At 43.0% G+C, this 22,551-nt stretch carries 25 protein-coding genes and 1 other RNA gene; 7 read left to right on the top strand and 19 right to left on the bottom strand.

Annotated elements, in window-relative coordinates; genetic code table 11:
* Positions 1–4: 4 nt before the first annotated feature.
* The 8 genes from era to rpoE form a co-directional block, all read right to left on the bottom strand.
* Positions 5–910 (bottom strand): GTPase Era, encoded by a 906-nt coding sequence (era, locus tag Q7657_RS11350; RefSeq protein ID WP_008988005.1) that lies wholly within the window; start codon positions 908–910, stop codon positions 5–7.
* Positions 907–1,581 (bottom strand): ribonuclease III, encoded by a 675-nt coding sequence (gene rnc / locus Q7657_RS11345; protein WP_053987307.1) that lies wholly within the window; start codon positions 1,579–1,581, stop codon positions 907–909. Before rnc ends, era begins: the two co-directional genes overlap by 4 nt.
* 10 nt (positions 1,582–1,591) lie before the next feature.
* Positions 1,592–2,491: a signal peptidase I gene (lepB, locus tag Q7657_RS11340; RefSeq protein ID WP_045064353.1), complete on the bottom strand. Its 900-nt coding sequence runs from the start codon at positions 2,489–2,491 to the stop codon at positions 1,592–1,594.
* A gap of 142 nt (positions 2,492–2,633) precedes the next feature.
* On the bottom strand, positions 2,634–4,430 hold the full coding sequence (gene lepA, locus Q7657_RS11335; protein ID WP_053987306.1) for a translation elongation factor 4: 1,797 nt from the start codon (positions 4,428–4,430) through the stop codon (positions 2,634–2,636).
* Positions 4,431–4,507: 77 nt separating this feature from the next.
* Positions 4,508–5,005 (bottom strand): SoxR reducing system RseC family protein, encoded by a 498-nt coding sequence (locus Q7657_RS11330; RefSeq protein ID WP_008988001.1) that lies wholly within the window; start codon positions 5,003–5,005, stop codon positions 4,508–4,510.
* On the bottom strand, positions 5,005–6,000 hold the full coding sequence (gene rseB / locus Q7657_RS11325; RefSeq protein ID WP_107167254.1) for a sigma-E factor regulatory protein RseB: 996 nt from the start codon (positions 5,998–6,000) through the stop codon (positions 5,005–5,007). Before rseB ends, Q7657_RS11330 begins: the two co-directional genes overlap by 1 nt.
* The gene (locus Q7657_RS11320) at positions 6,000–6,656 is read right to left on the bottom strand and encodes a sigma-E factor negative regulatory protein (protein ID WP_181319900.1); all 657 of its coding nucleotides are present in this window, start codon (positions 6,654–6,656) and stop codon (positions 6,000–6,002) included. Before Q7657_RS11320 ends, rseB begins: the two co-directional genes overlap by 1 nt.
* A 23-nt stretch (positions 6,657–6,679) precedes the next feature.
* The gene (rpoE, locus tag Q7657_RS11315) at positions 6,680–7,258 is read right to left on the bottom strand and encodes an RNA polymerase sigma factor RpoE (protein WP_008987998.1); all 579 of its coding nucleotides are present in this window, start codon (positions 7,256–7,258) and stop codon (positions 6,680–6,682) included.
* Between the two features lie 567 nt (positions 7,259–7,825).
* Between rpoE and nadB the strand changes: the two genes are divergently transcribed.
* Entirely contained in the window at positions 7,826–9,442 is a 1,617-nt protein-coding gene (gene nadB, locus Q7657_RS11310; RefSeq protein WP_107167255.1) for an L-aspartate oxidase, read from the top strand.
* A 78-nt stretch (positions 9,443–9,520) separates the two neighbouring features.
* On the opposite strand, the gene Q7657_RS11305 is transcribed toward nadB, so the two are convergent.
* The 3 genes from Q7657_RS11305 to Q7657_RS11295 form a co-directional block, all read right to left on the bottom strand.
* On the bottom strand, positions 9,521–11,350 hold the full coding sequence (locus tag Q7657_RS11305; protein ID WP_107167256.1) for a methyl-accepting chemotaxis protein: 1,830 nt from the start codon (positions 11,348–11,350) through the stop codon (positions 9,521–9,523).
* A gap of 159 nt (positions 11,351–11,509) precedes the next feature.
* The gene (locus tag Q7657_RS11300; RefSeq protein WP_107167275.1) at positions 11,510–11,923 is read right to left on the bottom strand and encodes a protein YgfX; all 414 of its coding nucleotides are present in this window, start codon (positions 11,921–11,923) and stop codon (positions 11,510–11,512) included.
* Positions 11,895–12,155 (bottom strand): FAD assembly factor SdhE, encoded by a 261-nt coding sequence (locus tag Q7657_RS11295; RefSeq protein WP_023933531.1) that lies wholly within the window; start codon positions 12,153–12,155, stop codon positions 11,895–11,897. The genes Q7657_RS11300 and Q7657_RS11295 overlap by 29 nt, the downstream gene beginning before the upstream one ends.
* A 249-nt stretch (positions 12,156–12,404) precedes the next feature.
* Between Q7657_RS11295 and ygfZ the strand changes: the two genes are divergently transcribed.
* Together ygfZ and Q7657_RS11285 are read left to right on the top strand one after the other, a co-directional pair.
* On the top strand, positions 12,405–13,388 hold the full coding sequence (gene ygfZ, locus Q7657_RS11290; RefSeq protein ID WP_107167257.1) for a tRNA-modifying protein YgfZ: 984 nt from the start codon (positions 12,405–12,407) through the stop codon (positions 13,386–13,388).
* On the top strand, positions 13,378–13,857 hold the full coding sequence (locus Q7657_RS11285) for an aminoacyl-tRNA deacylase (RefSeq protein ID WP_181319901.1): 480 nt from the start codon (positions 13,378–13,380) through the stop codon (positions 13,855–13,857). Before ygfZ ends, Q7657_RS11285 begins: the two co-directional genes overlap by 11 nt.
* Before the next feature lie 82 nt (positions 13,858–13,939).
* Here Q7657_RS11285 and Q7657_RS11280 read toward each other — a convergent pair whose 3' ends face one another.
* Positions 13,940–15,070 (bottom strand): patatin-like phospholipase family protein, encoded by a 1,131-nt coding sequence (locus Q7657_RS11280; RefSeq protein WP_107167258.1) that lies wholly within the window; start codon positions 15,068–15,070, stop codon positions 13,940–13,942.
* A 236-nt stretch (positions 15,071–15,306) separates the two neighbouring features.
* Between Q7657_RS11280 and Q7657_RS11275 the strand changes: the two genes are divergently transcribed.
* Positions 15,307–16,263, top strand: a complete 957-nt coding sequence (locus Q7657_RS11275; protein WP_107167259.1) for a LysR family transcriptional regulator — start codon at positions 15,307–15,309, stop codon at positions 16,261–16,263.
* A 44-nt stretch (positions 16,264–16,307) separates the two neighbouring features.
* Here the strand turns inward: Q7657_RS11275 and nqrM are convergent, their stop codons facing one another.
* The 3 genes from nqrM to Q7657_RS11260 all read right to left on the bottom strand — a co-directional run bounded on the left by nqrM (position 16,308) and on the right by Q7657_RS11260 (position 17,346).
* Positions 16,308–16,511: a (Na+)-NQR maturation NqrM gene (gene nqrM / locus Q7657_RS11270; protein ID WP_008987989.1), complete on the bottom strand. Its 204-nt coding sequence runs from the start codon at positions 16,509–16,511 to the stop codon at positions 16,308–16,310.
* The gene (locus tag Q7657_RS11265; protein ID WP_053987297.1) at positions 16,508–16,978 is read right to left on the bottom strand and encodes a NifB/NifX family molybdenum-iron cluster-binding protein; all 471 of its coding nucleotides are present in this window, start codon (positions 16,976–16,978) and stop codon (positions 16,508–16,510) included. The genes nqrM and Q7657_RS11265 overlap by 4 nt, the downstream gene beginning before the upstream one ends.
* A gap of 77 nt (positions 16,979–17,055) precedes the next feature.
* Positions 17,056–17,346: a DUF134 domain-containing protein gene (locus Q7657_RS11260; protein ID WP_045069258.1), complete on the bottom strand. Its 291-nt coding sequence runs from the start codon at positions 17,344–17,346 to the stop codon at positions 17,056–17,058.
* Between the two features lie 443 nt (positions 17,347–17,789).
* On the opposite strand from Q7657_RS11260, the gene Q7657_RS11255 reads away from it, so the two are divergent.
* Positions 17,790–17,999, top strand: a complete 210-nt coding sequence (locus tag Q7657_RS11255) for a DUF1107 domain-containing protein (protein ID WP_053987296.1) — start codon at positions 17,790–17,792, stop codon at positions 17,997–17,999.
* A 50-nt stretch (positions 18,000–18,049) separates the two neighbouring features.
* On the opposite strand, the gene gcvH is transcribed toward Q7657_RS11255, so the two are convergent.
* The 4 genes from gcvH to Q7657_RS11235 form a co-directional block, all read right to left on the bottom strand.
* Positions 18,050–18,445 carry a glycine cleavage system protein GcvH gene (gene gcvH, locus Q7657_RS11250; protein WP_053987295.1) on the bottom strand — a complete coding sequence of 132 codons (396 nt, stop codon included), beginning with the start codon at positions 18,443–18,445 and terminating at the stop codon, positions 18,050–18,052.
* Positions 18,446–18,629: 184 nt separating this feature from the next.
* Entirely contained in the window at positions 18,630–19,844 is a 1,215-nt protein-coding gene (locus tag Q7657_RS11245; RefSeq protein WP_181319902.1) for an FAD-dependent 2-octaprenylphenol hydroxylase, read from the bottom strand.
* 2 nt (positions 19,845–19,846) lie between these two features.
* Complete coding sequence (gene ubiH, locus Q7657_RS11240; protein WP_107167261.1) at positions 19,847–21,034, bottom strand: 2-octaprenyl-6-methoxyphenyl hydroxylase; 1,188 nt, start codon at positions 21,032–21,034, stop codon at positions 19,847–19,849.
* A gap of 25 nt (positions 21,035–21,059) precedes the next feature.
* Complete coding sequence (locus tag Q7657_RS11235; RefSeq protein ID WP_053987293.1) at positions 21,060–21,638, bottom strand: YecA/YgfB family protein; 579 nt, start codon at positions 21,636–21,638, stop codon at positions 21,060–21,062.
* Positions 21,639–22,027: 389 nt separating this feature from the next.
* On the opposite strand from Q7657_RS11235, the gene zapA reads away from it, so the two are divergent.
* Together zapA and ssrS are read left to right on the top strand one after the other, a co-directional pair.
* Positions 22,028–22,330: a cell division protein ZapA gene (gene zapA, locus Q7657_RS11230; protein WP_053987292.1), complete on the top strand. Its 303-nt coding sequence runs from the start codon at positions 22,028–22,030 to the stop codon at positions 22,328–22,330.
* Positions 22,331–22,337: 7 nt separating this feature from the next.
* Positions 22,338–22,519: non-coding RNA, 6S RNA (ssrS, locus tag Q7657_RS11225), on the top strand.
* Positions 22,520–22,551 lie beyond the last annotated feature (32 nt).

Genomic DNA, 22,551 nt, shown 5'->3' with positions numbered 1-22,551 from the left:
ACCCTTATAAGTCGTCGATGTAACCAAGGCTACGCAGTGCACGTTCGTCATCTGCCCAACCTGATTTCACTTTAACCCATAGTTCAAGGTAAACCTTACGTTCAAACAAGTCTTCCATGTCTAAACGGGCTTCACGACCGATCACTTTGATCTTATCGCCGCCTTTACCAATCACCATTTTCTTCTGGCCTTTACGCTCAACCAGAATCAAACCGTTGATATCAAAACCATCAGTTTCTGGGTTATAGTCGAATCGCTCGATTTCAACCGTTACCGAATATGGCAATTCATCACCCGTAAAACGCATTAGCTTTTCACGAATAATTTCAGACGCCATAAAACGCTGAGAGCGATCGGTTACGTATTCTTCAGGGAAGTAGTACTCACATTCAGGTAAGTGCTCACGTACGATCTTCTCTACCGCATCAATGTTAGTGCCATGCTTTGCTGACACAGGAACCACATCAACAAATTCCATCTTGCTTGCAAGCTCTTGCAAGTGTGGGAATAGTTCATGCTTATCTTTAACATTATCAACCTTGTTAACCAATAACACTGTTGGTAACTGACTTTTCGCCAGCTTGTTTAATACCATCTCATCGTCATCAGTCCACATGGTGCCATCGACAAGGAACAATACTAATTCAACATCAGTTAATGAACTGCTTGCAGCACGGTTCATTAAACGGTTAATCGTACGTTTTTCTTCGATGTGTAATCCTGGGGTATCAACGTATACAGCTTGGTAGCCATCACGTGTGTCTACACCCATAATACGGTGGCGCGTAGTTTGTGGTTTACGAGAAGTAATAGATAGCTTCTGTCCCACTAAACGGTTTAGCAAGGTTGATTTACCGACATTCGGTCGACCAACAATGGCAATAAAGCCACAATGTTGTTTATCTGTCATGATTCCAACTGATTTAGTGCAAGTTCTGCTGCTGCCTGCTCTGCCTTGCGCCGACTGCCGCCTTTGCCGATCACAGGCTTATCCAAACCTGTTACGTCACATTGTACCGTGAACTCTTGGTTATGAGCTTCACCTTGTACCTTAATTACAGTATATGCAGGTAGCGGTAAACGGCGACCTTGTAAGCACTCTTGCAAGCGAGTCTTAGGATCTTTTTGATTGATGCCTGGCTCAATCGTTTCAAGGCGTGTTTTATACCAAGTCAGTACGATTTGGCGTACTGTTTCGATATCGCTATCTAGGTAAATTGCGCCAATGATTGCTTCAACACAGTCCGCTAGAATTGAATCACGACGGAAACCGCCACTCTTTAATTCGCCTGGGCCAAGTAGCAGGTGATCGCCTAGTTCGAATTCACGACCTAGCTCTGCCAATGTTTTGCCACGAACCAATGTTGCACGCATTCGGCTCATATCACCTTCATCCACTGAAGGAAAACGGTGATATAAGTCATCAGCAACAACAAAGCTTAAAATAGAATCGCCAAGAAATTCTAAACGCTCATTGTGATTGCCATTAGCACTGCGATGTGTCAGTGCTAATGTCATCAACTCACTTTTATTAAATTGGTAGCCCAGCTTACGCTGAAGCCTATTCGCTGGAGTTGTCATTTTCTCTCGATTATTTAATGCTACCGATACGATTGAAACGTACGCCGGTAGGGATCCAAGATGGAAGTACACTATCTGCTTTTCGATCAAATTCAAAACTGATCCAAATAGCCACCGCCTTGCCAACTAAGTTCGCTTCTGGCACAAAGCCCCAGTAACGACTGTCAGCACTATTGTCACGGTTATCACCCATAACAAAATAGTTTCCTTCTGGCACAACCCACTCACCTACGCCTGGACGAGGCTCATAAGCCATACGACGATCACGACGTAATGGGTTGATCAGAATGTGATGATTCACATCACCTAATTGTTCGTTAAATTGCACTAAACGCGCCATGCCTTGAGTAAATTCGCTATCTGTCATATCAGTCAGTTTTACTGGCTTACATACAGATGTGCCTTTAGGCTGGATACACAATTGCTTATCTTCACTGTAACGAACAGTATCGCCAGGTAGACCAACAACACGCTTAATGTAGTCAATCTTTGGTTGTGGTGGGAATTTAAATACCACTACGTCACCGCGCTTAGGCTCGCCCGTGCTTACGATTTTATCGTGGAAAACAGGATCACGTAGGCCATAAGCAAATTTTTCTACCAGAATAAAATCACCTACGTATAGCGTTGGAAGCATTGATTCTGATGGAATTTGAAAAGGTTCATAAATGAAAGAGCGGAATACCATGATCAATGCAATCACAGGGAACATTGAACTTGCAGATTCAACCCATGCAGGTTGTGGCGCAACACTTTCTAGCGTTTTTGCATCAACTTGACCACCAGATTGCTCAGCAGCTGCTGCGATTTTTAATTTGCGCTTTGGTGCCCATACAAACTTGTCGAGTGCCCAAATGATACCCGTCACCAGCGTGGCTAGTACGAGGATCAACGAAAATGTATTTGCCATGTTATTCCTTATGTTATTTCGATCAACAACGCATTTGTTGACCTGCTCTGCCCCATTTAGAGCGTCAGAGTAAAAGAAAGTGCCATTTAATTAATAAATAAGCACTTTCTTATCGTTTCGAACTCTTGCTAGCTAAAGATGATTACTTATCTTTACCCACATGAAGAATTGCAAGGAACGCTTCTTGAGGCAGTTCAACGTTACCGATCTGCTTCATACGTTTCTTACCTTCTTTCTGTTTCTGCAACAGTTTCTTCTTACGGCTCACGTCACCACCGTAACATTTCGCGATTACGTTCTTACGTAACTGCTTCACTGTTGAACGTGCAATGATGTGGTTACCGATAGCTGCCTGAATCGCGATATCGAACATTTGGCGAGGAATGAATTCTTTCATCTTCTCAACCAAGTCACGACCACGACCTTGAGAGTTATCTTTGTGCGTGATAATCGCTAGGGCATCAACACGATCGCCGTTTAGTAGAATATCAACACGAACCATGTCTGACTCTTCGTAACGCTGGAAGTTGTAATCCAGTGATGCATAACCACGAGAAGTCGACTTTAGACGGTCGAAGAAATCCAGTACCACTTCTGACATTGGAATATCGTAAGTCAGTGCAACTTGGTTACCGTGGTAAACCATGTCTACCTGCGAGCCACGTTTCTCAACACACAGTGTAATAACGTTACCTAGGTAATCACTTGGTACTAGGATATTACAACGTGCAATCGGCTCACCGATCACTTCAATATCGTTAACTGCTGGCAGCTTAGCTGGGCTATCAACGTACAGTGTTGTACCGTCAGTTTTCTTCACTTCATACACTACAGTCGGTGCTGTGGTGATGAGATCTAGGTTGTATTCACGCTCAAGACGTTCTTGGATGATCTCCATGTGAAGCATACCCAAGAAACCACAACGGAAACCAAAACCTAGTGCTGATGAGCTTTCTGGCTCATAGAACAATGATGCATCGTTTAGGCTCAGTTTACCTAGTGCATCACGGAAGTTTTCATAATCGTCAGACGATACAGGGAATAGACCAGCGTAAACCTGTGGCTTCACTTTTTGGAAACCAGGTAGCGGTTTTTCACAGCCATTCTTTGCAAGTGTTAATGTATCACCTACAGGTGCGCCTAGGATGTCTTTAATACCACAAACAACCCAGCCCACTTCGCCTGTGTTCAATTCGGTTTTATCCACTTGTTTTGGCGTGAAAATACCTAAGCGGTCAACACCCCAAACTTGACCTGTGGTCATTACTTTGATCTTGTCATTCTTCTTCAGTTTACCGTTCTTGATACGAACCAAAGAAACAACACCTAAGTAGTTATCGAACCATGAGTCAATAATCAGTGCTTGTAGTGGCGCTTCAGGATCACCTTCAGGTGCAGGAATCGCTTCTACAATTTTTTCAAGTACGTCATCAACGCCTAGGCCGGTTTTCGCTGAACAGCGAACCGCATCAATAGCATCGATACCAACAATTTCTTCAATTTCTTCTGATACACGCTCTGGCTCAGCAGCAGGTAAGTCAATCTTGTTTAGGATTGGCACTACTTCTAAGTCCATTTCGATAGCTGTATAACAGTTAGCTAGCGTCTGGGCTTCTACACCTTGACCAGCATCAACCACCAGCAATGCGCCTTCACAAGCTGCAAGTGAACGTGATACTTCGTATGAGAAGTCAACGTGTCCCGGTGTGTCGATAAAGTTTAATTGATAAGTCTCACCATCTTTAGCCGTGTAATCGAGCGTCACGCTCTGGGCTTTGATAGTAATACCGCGTTCGCGTTCAAGATCCATGGAATCCAAAACCTGCGCAGCCATTTCTCGATCAGAAAGGCCGCCACAAACTTGAATTAGACGGTCGGATAAGGTCGACTTACCATGGTCGATATGTGCGATAATCGAAAAGTTACGAATGTGCTTCATGAATTGGCGTGACTAGCTCGTGATTAAAATGAATGGGATCTTACGATCAAGTTGTCGGATTCTACCGAATTTAAACGCTACTCGCTATCTTTCGATGCGGCATTTATCAGCTTATCTGATGAAATCGGTGCGCCGAGAACTCGAATAAGGGTTGGCTTATACGCAGAATTACCCTCTAAACGTTTGGCGTAGTATCGTGCAATAAGTAATCCAACAGTGGTAGCTATCGCTGCAGAGCCAATAACACCTAGCTCATTACTTCCCGCTAAATCAATAAATACCCATTGCCCTAGAGCACTACCCAAGACTAAAAATAGCAGTGGTAGCATATAAACTAATAGCGCGGAGCTTAACATACTTCGCTCGGATAAACCGATTTCTACCACTTGCCCAATAGTTAACGGGGATTTGGTCATGATTTTTATATCATGAACACGACCGGGTATTGCTTTACTCACAATACCCGTACCGCAACTCTCCCGTGATGCACAATGACCGCAGCTGGTTTGTTGCTGGCAACTGACCGTTACCGCCCCTTTATCCACTGCCGTCACTGTTGCTAACGTGCGCATCATTATTGATTACCTACTCCAGCCTTTGCTTGTGTACCTTTAGTGTTATCGAAAGTCACACTTTCTGCAATTTGTCGTGCAGTGGACGGTGGAATATCCCCCACTACAGTAATTTCTTTATTGTCTTTAACAATATTGCTTAATGTACGACGACCTTGACGAACTAACTGACCACTTATTGCGTAACTATCAATATCTGACACATACACAGAGAAGCTAAACAAACCATCGCTGTACATACGACTTTCAACAGGACGCTCAGTAATCAATACACGATGGCGATCCCCTGAAATCAATTTAAAGCCATCTGGTAACCATGACACTTTCCAATCAAGGTTCGCTTTTTTCTGAATAAGTAACTTCAGCACTTCAGGTAATTTCACTGCTTTCAGTTTACTTAGCATTTCAGCGACTTTTGGATTCACGGCGTAAGAGACTGCACGGAACTGCTCTAATAAGTCACCATTGCGATCCAATAAATCAGCACGCATCACTAAGTGACTTAGTTGATCAATCCACACTAAATAAGAGTAACGAGCACCGTCTTTCGGCGCAATGCGTACTACATCGCAAGTCACGCCCGCTTCACGAGCACGCCCCATGGAAATAAAATCGTAGTAATGGGCTAAGTCTTTAATGTCGACTTTCATTAATGGCATTACAGGCGCGACCATTTTGCTGCTGATCACTGTAAATGGATCAAGCCCTGGCTCGAAGTAACTCACTTCGTTACCACGCTGAATAACCTCTTGAGGTGGGCCACTTAAATACAATAAATGGCTATACCCTTGTCCATCTTCAAGCGCATGACGATAACGCAGGGTATCAATACTGTTCTTTTTTACTCTGATATAAGAGATTTCGTAACTCAGCGCTTGGCTTGCCTGCTCCATTTGAAGCAACAAAGCCTCTGCCGAAGGCTTTTTAGCTTCAGCAGAGGCTTGGAGTGGCAATAGCAGGCTGACCAATGCAACGGCACCGACCAGAATTTTTTTCATTAATCCGCCACAGAATGATTTTGTTGAAGTAAAGAGTGATCCAAACTGCCATCTTGGGCGTTGAAGCGCAATCGCAGTTCGTAATCTTGCAGCATAGCGTTAATACGACGGCGCTGCTCCATTAACTGAGCTTCAGTTGGTGCACGGTTCGTATCTGCTTCCATACTGGTATTTAAACTTACCGGCTCCGCTTTACCTGTAAACGGAATGGTTTGTAATACTGGGACGTCATTACCTGTTGAGCTTGATGCATTATCACCACCGTCATACTGTTGAACGCCAACAATCACAGCTAAAGAGACACAAGCCGCAACGGCCACTTGGCCAAATTGGGTCAGCCATGCAGGTAAAGTGCGCTTGGCTTTAAATGGTGTCGGTTGCTCTTCAATTGTTTGTTGTGTTGATACAGAAACCACTTCAACTGGTGTTTCAATTGCACCAACAGAATGGGCAGGTTCATCGTCTAGCGCTAACGCGACATTCGCTGCAATATTCCATTCCTTGCATTGCGGAGCATCACCGCGCATGACGTCACCAATTAACGAGTAATCGCGCCATGTCAGCTCATCTTCTTTGTCAACAGTCAGCGCATTAATAATGCTCTGATCTAGCTCTTCGCCATCAAATAGTGCGGAGATCTTTTCTTTATCAGCCATTTTTTCCACCGTTGGGTGCAACATCATTGCTGCATGAGAGGACGGATACGTTTTTCAACCGCCTCACGTGCACGGAATATACGAGAACGAACTGTCCCTACAGGACATCCCATCACTTCAGCAATTTCCTCATAACTTAGACCATCCAGTTCACGTAATGAGATTGCGGTTTTGAGATCGTCAGGTAGCGCTTCAATCGTGCTAAAAACAACTCGCTTCAATTCATCTGACAACATTTGGTTCTCAGGGTTCGAAATTTCTTTCATCGCGCTACCACTTTCATAGTATTCCGCTTCTTCTGCATCTACGTCAGATGCAGGCGGTCGGCGTCCCTGAGCGACTAAATAGTTTTTTGCCGTATTTACTGCAATACGGTAGAGCCAAGTATAGAAGGCACTTTCACCACGGAATGTTGGCAATGCACGGTACGCTTTAATAAACGCTTCCTGTGCCACATCTGGTACATCACCAGAATTGCTGACATAACGCGATACAAGGTTACAAACTTTATTCTGGTATTTAATAACCAGAAGGTTGAAAGCTTGCTTATCTCCCCGCTGTACTCGCTCAATTAATACCTGATCAGTTTGCTGCTCGCTCATTCGAGCGTGTACTCCTATATCTGTCTTTACTCAATATTGCATTAGCAAAATAGAGCCACCCATACTTGTGTAAAGTGCTCTACTAAAAATGCTATATCATGATTTATTTGGTGTGGTAGCCCTAATAAGCTAAGTGTCACCTTAAATAAATCATTGAGTTATGAAATATTTATGAGCATGAGCACTATTTATGACCGGAGGATAATGGCAAAGTTCCTACGCCCACAAAATAAATTCAGCTTATTATTAACTTTTTTCTATCACTGTGACTGATGTACAAAACACCACATTAGATGCATCTTACCCTAATTCATGATACTAACGGGCTTTTCACTACGAAAAAAGCAAAATTAATGACAACTTTAGGGATTATTGCTTGATATAACTTTTTTATCCCATCCTCTACCTTAGCCGTATCAGTGATAAGAGTCATAAGTGAAAAGAAAATGCATAAAATATAGTAGTCCAATTAACAAACCACTCGATTATTTGTCATACAATAAATGTGCGGATACGACATTTTTTTGATAGGATACAAGCAGATAACAAAAGGATATGAGATCACATATGGATCAGACTCATCAACATCATTGCGATGTACTGGTTATTGGCAGCGGCGCTGCTGGACTATCATTAGCACTCCATCTTTCCTCTTCTGCCAATGTCACTGTATTGTGTAAAGGGCCTCTCAGTGAAGGCGCTACATATTACGCACAAGGCGGTATCGCGGCAGTCTTTGATGAAGCCGATAGTATTGACTCTCATGTCGAAGATACGCTAATTGCTGGCGCACATTTATGTGAGCAAGACGTCGTACGTTTTATTGCAGAAAACGCCAAAGAATGTGTTCAATGGCTCATTGATGGTGGTGTGCCTTTTGATCGTGAAGAATCCGATAACGATGAAAACCCACGTTTTCACTTAACCCGTGAAGGCGGTCATAGTCATCGTCGAATTTTGCATGCTGCTGATGCAACAGGTATGGCGATGCAAACCTCGCTACAAGAGCAAGCCCGTAATCACCCAAACATTACGATTTTAGAGCGTCATAACGCCCTTGATCTGATCACCGAGAAAAAGCTTAGCCCCGATGCGGATTCAAATCGTGTTTTAGGCGCTTATGTTTGGAACCGTGACAAAGAGTTAGTAGAAACCTTATCCGCAAAATTCGTTATTCTCGCCACGGGCGGCGCATCAAAAGTCTACCAATACACATCTAACCCAGATGTCTCTTCCGGTGATGGTATTGCCATGGCGTGGCGTGCTGGTTGTCGTGTGGCTAATCTTGAATTTAACCAATTTCATCCAACCTGCTTGTTTCATCCTGAAGCCCAAACCTTCTTATTAACCGAAGCACTTCGCGGTGAAGGCGCTTACTTACGTCGCCCTGATGGCACACGTTTTATGCCTGACTTTGATGAGCGTGCCGAACTTGCACCGCGTGATATTGTTGCTCGTGCCATCGACTATGAAATGAAACGTTTAGGTGCTGATTGCATGTACCTTGATATCAGCCATAAACCAGCAGATTTTGTCAAAAAACATTTCCCAATGATTGATGAAAAACTGCAAAGCTATGGTATTGATATCACTAAAGAGCCAATCCCTATTGTCCCTGCCGCCCACTATACCTGTGGTGGTGTGATGGTTGATAAAAACGGTAAAACCGATATCGATGGTTTATACGCAATAGGTGAAGTCAGTTACACTGGCTTACATGGTGCTAACCGCATGGCCTCTAACTCACTATTAGAGTGTGTGGTTTATGCATGGTCTGCTGCGAAAGATATTCAAAGTAAGATCAACAATATTGCCATTCCACCTGCCTTACCAACGTGGGATGAGAGCCAAGTTAGCAACTCTGATGAAGAGGTAGTTATCCAACATAACTGGCACGAATTGCGTCTCTTTATGTGGGATTACGTCGGCATTGTTCGCTCAACCAAACGTTTAGAGCGTGCCATGAACCGTATCGAATTACTCAAAAACGAAATCAATGAGTATTACAGTAACTTCCGCGTATCCAACAACTTATTGGAATTACGCAACCTCGTGTTAGTTGCCGAGTTGATCATTCGTTGTGCCATTGAGCGTAAAGAAAGCCGAGGTTTACATTACACCTTGGATTACCCCGAGCTCGACAATAATGCGAAACCAACCGTATTAACGCCTGACAATCATTAATACTTCGCAATTCCAATCATGAAAAATCCCGACAGCGTGTCGGGATTTTTATTTCAATTAATAAGCTGATGAGTGTCACTAAACGCGATAACCTGTTATTGCTTTATCTAACTCTTCAGCTTGCTCAGCAACCACATTCGCAGCCAGTGCATTTTGCCCTGCAACGTCTGAATTACTGGCGGTAATATCTCGAATAGACGTAACGTTAGCAGTGATCTCATCTGAGACTAAACTCTGCTGCTCTACCGCAGTGGCGATTTGGGTACTCATGTCCATAATTTGCTGCATTTCCGCCATGATTGCAGAGATTTTCAACTCGGCACTATTTACCTGTTCGACACTCGCTTCACCTTGCTCACGACAATGACCAATATGACTCACCACTTGATCGGTTTGCTGTTGCAGCGAGCTAATAATGGTTGTGATCTCTTCTGTCGATTGTCGGGTACGCAATGCAAGAGAGCGTACTTCATCAGCAACCACCGCAAAACCTCGCCCTTGCTCCCCTGCTCGTGCCGCCTCAATTGCCGCATTTAAAGCCAGTAAATTTGTTTGTTCAGCAATTGCCATGATCACATCTAGCACCGAGCCAATGTTCTCCGACAAGCTCGATAAGTTAGCAACCTCATTACTGGTATGCTCTAACCCCGATGCAAGCGTACGAATACGCTCTTTGGTTGCACTCACTTCATCAATCCCTTGCTGAGCAATATGATGACTACTTTCAGCATTGGCTGCTGCCGTTTCAGTATTCATCGCAATTTCACGGATAGTCATTCCCATTTCGGTCACAGCCGTTGCGACCGAATTGGTTTCTTCCTGTTGCTGCTGCATCGCATTTTCAGTTTCAAGACTGCGCTGTTGCAATGAGCCTGACGCATCACTTAATTGCTCTACCGCCACTTTGACATTGCCAATCAGCTGGCGTAGATGGGCTAATAAATAATTAAAGTTCTCTGCCATATGAGCAAATTCATCATTACCCGTTTGATCGGCTTTTAAACTTAAATCATGACTTTTCGCTATATCAGCCATCAGCGAGCTCAAACCATTTAAACGACGCTGAATAGAGACACTAATAAACCAAGACAGCCCCAATAACAGCGCAATAATGGCAATAACAGCCACACTGGTTATCGTCACAACCTGCTGCTTTTCTTCGCTGATCTTTTGTTTAAGTTGCTCACTCATCGTAATGAATTCTTGCTCAACCTGACGAGACTGAGTACGGATCTGACCTCGCAATCCTTCGTTATAATGCAAACCAATAATGGTTCGCTGTGCAAATACTGCATTTGTTGCTTGTTTAAAGGCTGTAAATTCAGCGCCATAATCCGCCACAAGCTGTGAATCCATTTTCGTCAAAGATTGTTGGTACAACGTGGCGTATTCAGGATCGCCTGTGAGCACAAACAGTTTTGCCGTCTGGATAATATGAGACAATGCTGCGGCATTAATATGTTTCTCCACTACGAGCTGCGTCATCTGCTCAGAAGCATTAAGGAAGGTATGATATTTGCCTTGTGAGGTATCTAACCCAAGAATTTCGTAAGCCGCAATTAAATCCATCATTTCTTGCTGATAATTCTTCATTGCCACAGGCAATTGACCTAGCTCAGGCAATACCATATCAAGCTCTGAAAGCTCTTGATTTAAATGTGCTAGCTGCTTATCAAACAGTGAGATATTTTGCTGAAATTTTTCACGATATTTTACGTCTTGGCGCATTAAGAAATCTTTTTCATTACGCCTTAAATTTAATAACGTGACTTCAAGCTGTCCGATGTCTTGTACCGCATGGCTCATCATCTCCACATGGTTATTGGCTAGTTTGCTCATCGACAGTACTGAAACCAAAGCGATCACAGAAATTGTACTAAGTCCCATTAGCTTATGTTTGATTTTCATCCTGTATTCCTTGTTCTCGCATAAGAATTATTATTATTTTCATCAATAGTTATTTGTATCGGCAAATGAAATGAAAATGTAATAAAAAATTTAATACGGAATAAAAAATCGGAATTCAGCTCACAATCTACTTTGGAGAAAATTAACTAATGAAAAAAGCTAACGTGGTGAAAAGTGTAAATAAGTAAACATTTTTAACGTTCGATAACTAGCATCAGTGCAACTGTCTCGCCACACTAACAACCACTGGTGATCTAAGCCTTGTACTCGTAAAACAATCAACCAACGGGTTAAGGGGCGCAGATAAACAATCTTGCCGTGTTGATGACAATAATACACATCACCTTGTGAAGAGATCCGAACTGAGCCTTGCAATTGATAAGCATAAGCTGCGCTTTGTAACCCTTCATCAAGCAGTAACTCACATAGTAATAAGGCGATAGGAAGCCAGAAAAGAGGCGTAATAATAAAAAGGAAAGTAGCCACACTCAGATAACCAAAACAGAGTGTAGCTAGATGTAATTTGGAGGGTGTTAAATAAAAATCAGCGTAGTTTACTGTTGTTGTGAGCAACAATCATATCCACCATATTTGCATACGCTTCATTGTCACTGCGACCATGCTGCATCATCCACGTAAACAGATCAGGATCGTCACACGTTAGCAGATCAATAAAGTCTTGCTGCTGCTGCTCTGATAAACCATCAAAGCGCTCTTCAAAAAACGGCATAATAATCACATCAAGCTCTAGCATTCCACGGCGACATGCCCATTTAACTCGTGCTTTATCTTCTGCGCTTAACATACTTAACCTCAATAACCATAACTACAGGCTGCTGTAGTTTTAAAACAAAGATAAACAGTTATTTATAGTAGCAGTGCCATCCCCCACCGACCATGAGCTTAAACAAGCAATCGTCAAAGATGAGACCTATGATCAGTAAATATTACTTTATCGAGAGTAGCCCACATCACCACAATCGTGCGATGGTTAATTATTTTATTCACTTGGTATACCATGTCGTAATAATGACAACATTCTGTGGACAGAGATATGAGTACTTGGTCAACTAACCTCACTTTTGCGCCGCTTGCGCTATCATCGCAAGATCCTCTTCCAGCCTTAGCATTAAGTAAGCTTGATGACTGGGGTATGGTCACTTTAATTGGCCCTGACAGTAAAGCGTATTTACAAGGTCAGTTAACCTGCGACGTTGTATCACTAGAAGCAGGCAAATCAACGCTGGCAGCCCATTGCGATGCTAAAGGTAAAATGCGCACCGTCATGCGCCTTTTTCACATCGAAAATGGCTATGGCTACCTGCAACGTCAAAGCGTAATGGCAACCCAAATTCCTGAGTTGAAAAAGTACGCGGTCTTCTCTAAAACAGACATCACGCCATCTGATAACATCGTGTTAGGTTTAAGTGGTGAACAAGCGCAAGCTGCAATTGATGCATACTTCACCGAAGGTGACGATGTACGCCACAATGACATCGCAACAGCGGTAAAAGTGGATGCACAACGTTGGTTTATCATCGCATCGCCAGAGCACGCAGAAACCATCGCACAGCACTTTGCTGCTAACGCGACGCTTTCTGATTCAACACTTTGGGATCTCTACGATATTAACGCGGCCCTACCGCGTGTTGATAGCGCAACAGAGCTTGAATTCATCCCTCAAGCAATGAACCTACAAGCCGTCAATGGTATTAGCTTCAAAAAAGGTTGTTACACAGGCCAAGAGACTGTCGCTCGTGCCAAATACCGAGGCATTAATAAACGTGCAATGTACATCGTGACAGGTGAAGCGACACAATGCCCACAAGCTGGTGATGCGTTGGAACGTAGCGTCGGCGAAAACTGGCGTAAAGGCGGTAGCGTGATCACAGGCTTCCAATTTAATGACAATCAAGCAATGGCGCTGGTTGTATTACCGAATGATCTCGACGAAGACACACAATTTCGCTTTGAAGCACAACCTGAAGCGATTTGGGAAAAACAATCACTGCCTTATGCTTTAGATGATGACGCATAATTCTATCGATACTGCGGTTACCCGTTTTTTAGATGAGGAAGGTGTTGATTATCGCCTGCTTCCTCATAGCAAACCGGCAAAAACCATTGAAGAAGCAGCACAAGAGCGTGGGGTTGATCCCAAGCAAATGGTGAAATCTATTTTGCTTAAAGACATGGCAGGCTTTCATGTACTGGCTTGTGTTCCAGGCCCCAACGCAGTTGATCCGAAAAAGGTACGTGAATTATTTGGCTGTCGCCGTATGACCTGTGCCGATGCTGCTGATGTTGAAAAAATCACTGGATTAGTGATCGGCACCGTGGCGCCATTAGGGTTAAAACGTCCACTGCCTGTTATTTTCGATCATCAAATTGAGCAACATACTAAGGTCAACATTAGCAGTGGTGATCGTATGGCTGGGCTAGAGTTAGCTACCGATGATCTAGTGATCTTATGTGATCCTATGTTTGGTGATATCAGCCGAGACTGAGCCATATAAACAATATGCACTTTCAATAATAAAGCCCCTATCACAATAGGGGCTTTTGTTTATCTATTTGCAACTTATTGGCTTAACTCGCTTTATCAATTTTTTGCTCTTCAATCCAACTACCGTGACTGTGACGACGATGGAAGTGTGCTGGTAATTTAGCACTGCGTTGTGTCCAAGGTGACTCTTGGATCGCCTGTACCATATCTTCATATCCCGCTTCTCGACGAAGACGAATTGAACGACGAGAAAACTCTGCATCACTCAATGGAATATGTCCTTTCAACGGATTAAAGGTGATATGCACGATATCAATCTTCTTACCCGCTTTTAGCGAAGTGACATCCGGTACTTGCTCACTGTCGACCACTTCTGGTGACTTACCCATAATATGATCAAGATTACGTTTCGCTACTAATGCTTCTACATGCTCGCATGAGCGACTTGCATATTGGATCTCTTTTTCACGCCACAGCACTTCACTCATGGTCTGCGGTAACTCGCCTTTGGCATTCCAAAGATCGACCATGAAGATCAATAAATCTTCATCTTCTTCTGCCAGATCTAAAATACCATTAATTGGCGAATTCGATACACAACCACCATCCCAATAATAATCTTCACCAATTTTCGTTGCAGGGAAACCCGGAGGTAATGAACCACTTGCCACAGCGTGCGCAGCCTGTAGCGGTTGGCGTTGGCTATCAAAGAACACTAAATTACCATCAGTAACACATGTTGCTCCCACTGTTAAACGGGCTTTTTGCTGATTGATCAATGAAAAATCAGCCAATTCATTAAGGGTTGTAAATAATGGGCTTGTATCATAGAAGCTGGTTGCAGCTTCCCCTGGTAGTGCTAACCAAGGGTTAATCAATCGAGGAGTGAAAAAGTCAGGTTGCCCGATCATTAGTGCTTGTGATGCACTAAACATATTGAACATCGGTGCCATTTCTAACGGTAGATCGACATCCGTTTCTGGTCTTGAAATGCGTTGCCAAAATTCGGTTAGCTTCTCTAAACGATCTTCTGGTTTATTACCCGCTAGGATAGCGCTATTCAGCGCACCAATAGAGATACCTGCAAACCAATCTGGAATATACCCAGCTTCTTCTAATGCTTGATACGCACCGATATGATAGGCACCAAGTGCGCCGCCACCTTGTAATACAAGGCAAACCTTTGGTTTTTTCTTTGTACGTGTTCTAGCCATCTTTATCCCTTTTTTCAGATGAGTCCAATCACTACTCTACAGATTAAAAAATCATCGGCTTGCTAAAAAAACGGATAATAGATATAAAACAAAGCAGATTCACAAGCTGTAATTTATCAATTGCAATTAATTGCACATCAAATCGTTGTAACCAACACTCCTTGTGCTACAAGTACACTGCTTTAAGGCTTTCTCTCATACCATGGGCAGCATTTTTATTTTAGGTATTCCTCACTATGGCTTCATCATCTTCACATAAAAAAGACATCAACTGGCGCGGTGTAGATCTCAACCTTCTCATTGCCTTTTCTGCCTTAATGGAAACCCAGAGTGTAACGAAAGCCGCCAATAAACTTGCTATTGGTCAATCGGCAATGAGCCATAATTTATCTCGCTTACGCCAATTACTAAACGATCCTTTATTTGAGCGCCAGGGGCATCATATGATCCCGACTCAAAAGGCAGTAGAGCTCTCAGTTACCGTCGAAAATATCCTAAACCTTGTTACCAACGAGCTATTACAGCCAAGTAGTTTCGAGCCGGAGTGCTTTAACGGCACCTTTAAGGTTGGCTTAACGGATTATGCAGAATTACTGTTTGCACCAGCCATTTTCGATGTTATTCATAACCTTGCACCGAACAGTCATCTCAGCTTTTTTAATGTCGATCGCCATAACTATCAAACCGTCTTTAATGAGCAACAATTAGATATCGTGATTGGCTCTATGACCAATATGGGAAAAGAGATCAGCAGCCAATATCTGTATACCGAAGATCATGTTTGCTTATTTGATAACAAAGCCACAGGGCTTCAAGCACCAATAACATTAGCGCAATATAGCCAGCATCCACATGCTTTAGTCTCACCGGATGGACAGTTGATCACTCAGGTCGATAACCAACTCAAACATCATGCGCTAGAGCGTCAAGTGGCGGTAGGATCACGTAACTTTCTGACCATACGTCACTTGTTAAAAGGCAGAAATTTACTCTGTGTGGTATCTCGACTAATGGCACAATTAGATTTGTTTCACGATGATTTAACTCAATGCCCAGCACCGGTCGATATTGCTGATTTTGATATTCGCTTGCTATGGCTACACCGTAATGCGACTCACCCACGTAATGAATGGTTACGCCAACTAGTAGCAAAGACAGTGATAGAACAAGTTAAGCAGCTAAAACAAAAGTAAATGGCAATAAAAAAGCAGAGTATGATAACACTCTGCTGATTGGATTATTTATGTCCGGCGCTTGGCTCTTGAATTTGGTATAGCTTATGTTCATCACACGGCTCGTCGCAGTTACATTCTTTGTCTACGCCGACATTAGCTAAACCACCACAGCTACCACTGATAGTCCGTTGTTTTAAAAACCAACCAATCGCCATTGCTAGGATCACAATAAAGAAGATCCCTAGTGTTAATAAAAATGTGGTCATAGTTTAAAGCCACCAATTTTCGCTAAACCACTCATTGGGGCGAGTGATGACATACCTACTTTAGCAACAGGTGCTTTTTTCTTACTGCCACACCCGCAACCACAAGCGCCTTTTTCACGCTTACAATCACGACCTTGCTCCGCAGACGTTAACGCTTCTTTATCTACCAAGCCAGTAAGAACATCACTCAATGCAGTACGAGGAGCAACGCGGCTCACATTAAAGCCAGCATTTAATAATCGAGCCAGTGAACGTTGACCAATGTTGCCTAATACAATTTCAGATACACCATATTCAGCCAACTGACGTTGGATCACTTTCTTATGTTTACATCCAAGCTCACGACTGCCCGCATTCTCAATTTTCGTCACGAACTGCCCATGCTGATCATAAACAGCGAAAGCCGCGGCTTTACCAAAGTGTCCTGCAACTTGATCACGTGGCGTTAATGCAATTGCCATTGACATAACTATTCCTCACTAACTGAAACAAGCAATCACTACCCAGTGATAGCTTGATATATAACGGAGATAAAATGGAAAATTCACGAACGATGATGATAGCCATCGAGCTCTAGAGCCCATCCTTGAACTAAGGCTTGCGCCACTTTATTACGTCCAGATGCCACTATATTACCTAAGGTTTGACGAGAAACCCCAAGCTGCTTTGCCGCTTCTATTTGCTGCATACCAAGCATATCAACTAGGCGTAATGCTTCTAACTCATCACTTTCTAATACCAATGAAGGCAGTTGTTTCATCGGTACCCCATTAGGTTTAAAGCAACTGTACGCAGGTCGACATCCGATCTGGCGTTCAATTTTTGGCCTCGCCATGATTCACCTTTCTCTCTTTCATCTGCGCTTATTATTGGCATATGCCAAAAACAACGCTTTGATCTAGATTCGGATAATAGTGATTTTATGATCAAAACCTGAACAGCATAAAATTTATAAAACATCAAAATAAAACACTAATTAACCTTCTTAGCCTAAAAAGTATTTATTCAAGAACATGCAGATATAAGAAAGAAAAAAGCCGCTAACGTCGGTTAAATATGAGCAAAAACCATCTTGTAAATATGGTCATTTATTTTATGCGAAAATAGAAAAAAGAATAAAATCAGAATAATTATCTAACTTTTACGTTCATTGTTAATTAATAAATTAGATAGTTACATTTAAGAAACAGAACCTGCTAATTATGTCACAGAAGTGTCATACACAAACTGTTATACTTGCCGCCGTCAATAACCAGGAAGGTTGGAGTTAGCAGTATTATGCGGATGTTCAAACGCTACTTACCAAAATTAATCGCCAAGCATATCAGTCGCTTATTTAGCGGTCGCCTCTATATTGACGGACGTGGTGGATACCATTTTGAAAATGGTTTACTACTCGTACCGGTTAAAGCAGAGAAGCGTCATTACGATACTGTGAATGAGGTGAATTTAGAGGTGAAGCGTTTACGCGAGTCCTACGAAGCTTAATCGCCCTTGTTACTGTTAAAGCCCATTATTCGATGGGCTTTTTTGATCGCCTATTCTTCATCTTCCACAATAATTGTCAGATAGTCATCAGCCATCAATAAATCATTAAGCTCATTATCATCATTGACTCTTAGCTGAAATAACCATCCATCACCATAAGGGTCGCTATTTACCAGCTCAGGTGATGATTCCAAATCTTCATTAACCGCAATCACTATCCCAGATAGCGGCGCATAAATATCTGAAGTGGCTTTGACTGATTCTGCCACCGCACACTCTTCCCCAACATCCGTTGCAGAATCTATATCGGGCAGATCAATATAGACCATGTCACCTAATAAAGACTGAGCATGATCGCTAATACCAACGGTGTAGATACCATTACCTTCCGAGCGAATCCATTCGTGGCTATGGGTATATTGTAATTCAGAGGGAACGTAACTCATTTTCATATCCTTATCAAAGCAGCCATGACAATGACTTTCACTATCTGTTAATCCAACACAAACGATCGCAACAACGTCTTTCTACTTCTGATATTTAATGTAGGTGAAAAAATTCATTTTGTTAGTCGAGAAAAACAAAAAAAGTCATCCGAAGATGACTTTTTAATAATGAGTAATGGGCAGTTTACGATGAATGTCGAGCCAGCTCGGGCAATTCACCACTTAAGCCTAATGCTTTACGCATAAATTCATCTTTTACCCCTGGCGCTTTATCAGCCACCAGCATGCCAATATCACGCAGCAATTTTTTCGCCGGGTTAGAGCCGGAGAACAGCTCTTTAAAACCTTGCATCGCAGTGATCATTTTCGCGGCTTCTGTTTTACGCCAACGCTCGTATTGACGTAAGTTTGCTTGCTTACCTATGTCTTTATCCGCCAGCCATAATGCTTTTAGCTCTTGCGCTAACGCCGCAGCATCGAGCAAGCCAAGATTAACCCCCTGTCCTGCTAAGGGATGAATAGTATGGGCTGCATCGCCCACTAAAGCGACACGTTCACGAACAAAATCACGGGCATAACGCATCTTTAATGGGAATGCTTGACGATCACCTTCAACGCGACATAAACCCAGCTGATTATCAAACGCTGTAGTTAAATGCTGATCAAACGCTTCATTCGACATTGCACATAATTGCTCAGCATCTTCTGGTGGTACTGACCACACAATCGAGCACAGATCAGGCTCAGACAATGGCAAGAAAGCCAGTGGGCCTTGTGGGCGGAAGATTTGGCGCGCGGTTTGCTCATGAGCTTCTTGGCAACGAATATTCGCCACAATCGCACTATGACCATAATCCCAGTGCGTTAATGGAATATCTAATTGCTGACGTACCCAAGAATTAGCGCCATCAGCACCTACTACTAACTTTGCTGTTAGATGTTTACCTGACGCTAAAGTTAGCCATGCTTCTGACTCACCAAAGGCAATATTTTCACAACGCTCTGGTGCTAATAACGTGACATTACTTTGCTGCTTAATGCGATCTAATAAAGCTAATTGAATAACACGGTTTTCAACAATATGGCCGAGATCCGGTTGCGATAAACGCTCTGCATCAAAGTCGATTTTGGCAAAGCTGTCTTGCTCCCACACTGTCATTTTTGAATAGGGGCTAATACGACGACTAGCAATACCTTCCCATACCCCAAGGCGACGGAAAATACGCTCACTAGCACGACTTAAGGCTGATACACGTAAATCAGGCAAGGGTTGCAATTCAGGATCAGGTAAATGACCTTCAATCACGGCAATGCGTAATTCTGTATCAGCTAATGCAGCAGCTAACGTTAACCCCACCATGCCACCACCAATAATGGCGATATCCACACTTTGCATCATAACTATCGTTCTACCTGTCCCATAGCACGACGCAATAGCGGTGCTTTTAATGTTTTTGAAAAGCTCATGGCTGCTAAACCGACATTGCGTCCAGCAGTAAATAATAGGTTGTCATTAGCAAAGATACCCACCAAGCCTGCCGTCATCATTATGGTATTTTGACGATCAGGGATGCGACGTTCACGATAGCGACCCAACACTTCAGGCAAACCAATATCTTTACCTTGCAAAGCGCCTGAAACAATCTCTTCTGCTAACGTCATCACATCACGAATACCGAGGTTAAATCCTTGTCCTGCAATCGGATGTAACGTTTGAGCAGCATTACCAACCACTGCCACACGGTGTGACACTAATGCATTTGACTGGCGTAATAACAATGGATAACACGCACGTTGGCCAGCTTGTGTTAACTCACCTAAACGCCAACCAAACGCTTGCTGTAACTTGGCAAGAAACTCGGCATCAGACAGCGCCATGATCGCTTGTTGTTGCTCTGGCGGTACACACCAAACCAGTGAACTACGCCCTTGTGACATAGGTAATAACGCCACGGGACCATGCTCAGTGAAACGTTCAAAAGCTTGGTTTTGATGAGGCTCAGCAGTCGTGATATTGGCAATGATGGCTGTTTGCTCAAAATCATATTCAGAGCGACCAATATTGACCAATTGGCAACAGTGAGAAATAGCACCATCAGCGGCGACCAATAACGAGGTTGACAGTGATTCACCATTATCAAGCGTGATAATAGCTTTTTCTTGGTTACGCTCAACTTGCTGAACACTAGCTGGGCAATACATCTCTATGTTATCAATTTGCTGGATCTTTTTATGGAAGATCTCTCCTGCATCAGCCAGTTCAATCACATAACCTAAAGCATCAACTGCTTGCTCTTGTGCCGAAATACGCACCATGCCAGCATGGCCACGATCAGAGACATGAATATGCTCAATCGACGTCGATACTTGTTTCAATGCTGACCACATACCAATGTTATCAAGCAAACGTGTGGTGCCATAAGACAGGGCAATACTTCTCGAATCGTAACCTGGATGAGTACCAAATTCCGGCATTACCGCTTCTACGACCGCAATGCGTAATGACTGACGGCTTAACACATCTAACGCAATAGCAAGGCTCGCTCCCGCCATTGCACCACCGGCAATAACAACATCATAGTGCTTCACTTTTGATCCCTTCACTCAACAACGCTTAGTGCAGCGTTGGCTTCTCTTCTGGCGCTTCATCAGCAGGACGCTGACCTAACTCAGAGTGGCAACTCAATACACACATACGAACATGTTCAACCACTTGTTCAAATAGTGCGGCTTGCTCTTCCATATCGTCATCTTCATCAATGCCCAATTGTGCAATATCTTGAAGATCTGCCAATGCTTCTGTTACCGCTTCTGATAATTGGTTCTTTTGCAGATCCATTAAACCAAGACCTGAAATAAAACTGTTTACCCACTCAGTTAATGCTTCAGCACGTACTGTTAGCGATTCATCATCATCTGGCATTAATAGCGAAAACTCAAAACCACCACCAAAAAGTTCATTCGCCGTGGTTGAAAATAGAGTGCGCACCATCATTTTTGCGCCATCCGTTAATGGCTCACCTTCATTGGCATAGTCACAAACAGGACCAACCCAGCTTTCATCATCAACCGATAAGCCACCGCAAATCATGCCGCTTAATAAACCATGTAATTCAGCAGGTGCGGACGCTAAGCCCTGCTCTTTTAATGCTGATTCCACCGCTTGGTAAGTTGGTAGGGTTATTTCACTCATGGTTTATTTACCTATATATTCATTCAAACAATAAACACGGATGCTATTGTTACTTTCACATTGTGATTTCCACTGCAACTGATGTAAAAAATCAAGTGAACATCAATAATTACATTTTTACTCAAATTCTTAAGCAGAAATAACAATGGGTCAGTAACCGCCTGTGTTATGCTAACACTTAAGCTCTGTTCGGCAAATGATAACACCGAGCATAACGTTCAATAGTTAACCAACAACCAATTTGGTGTGATTAATATCTGTTTACTTAGAACCTATTGAGCACAAAGTGAAGTATAGCCGCTTGCATGTTGTAACCTGTTTTCCTATGATTTGGCGATAAGCAAAGGCGGAATGAATACCCATTAAGGCATGGAGCAAACCGAAGATTTATGAGTACTCAGGCTGTAGAAATTCAAGTGTTCGGCAGAAACTTAAAAGTGAACTGCCCAACAGGTCAAGAAGATGCGCTTCGTGCTGCCGCAGCTGATTTCGACCAACGCTTGAAAGATATGTCAGAGCGCACTAAAGTATCCAATGTAGAGCAACTGTTAATCTTTACAGGGCTAAACATCTGCAACGAGTTACATGCAGAGCGACTAGAACATAACGGAAACGCTGGAGATTTGTCCATTAAGATCAATGCACTAGAAGAAAAACTAGATAAAGCATTGCAAAATTATCCAAAGCGTTGATAATGAATTTACCCTGGGGTGTGCGTCAGTGAATGAACGTCCCCGAGCCGATAAGCAAATACCCAGGATCTGCTTTTATTAGCTACTGAGCATGCTCAGCTCGACTGAGAAGCCTACGGTTAATGTTGCCGATCCACCTTGAACGTCTGGTTCAAGGGCCACCATTTACAACGGCACCTTGGGGCACCTCCTCCTTATATCTCTTTCATTCTGAATATTAT

It is taken from the genome of Candidatus Photobacterium acropomis (assembly GCF_030685555.1).
In the GTDB taxonomy this organism is placed as follows: Bacteria; Pseudomonadota; Gammaproteobacteria; order Enterobacterales; family Vibrionaceae; genus Photobacterium; species Photobacterium lucens.
This window is presented reverse-complemented; position numbering and strand designations above follow the sequence as displayed.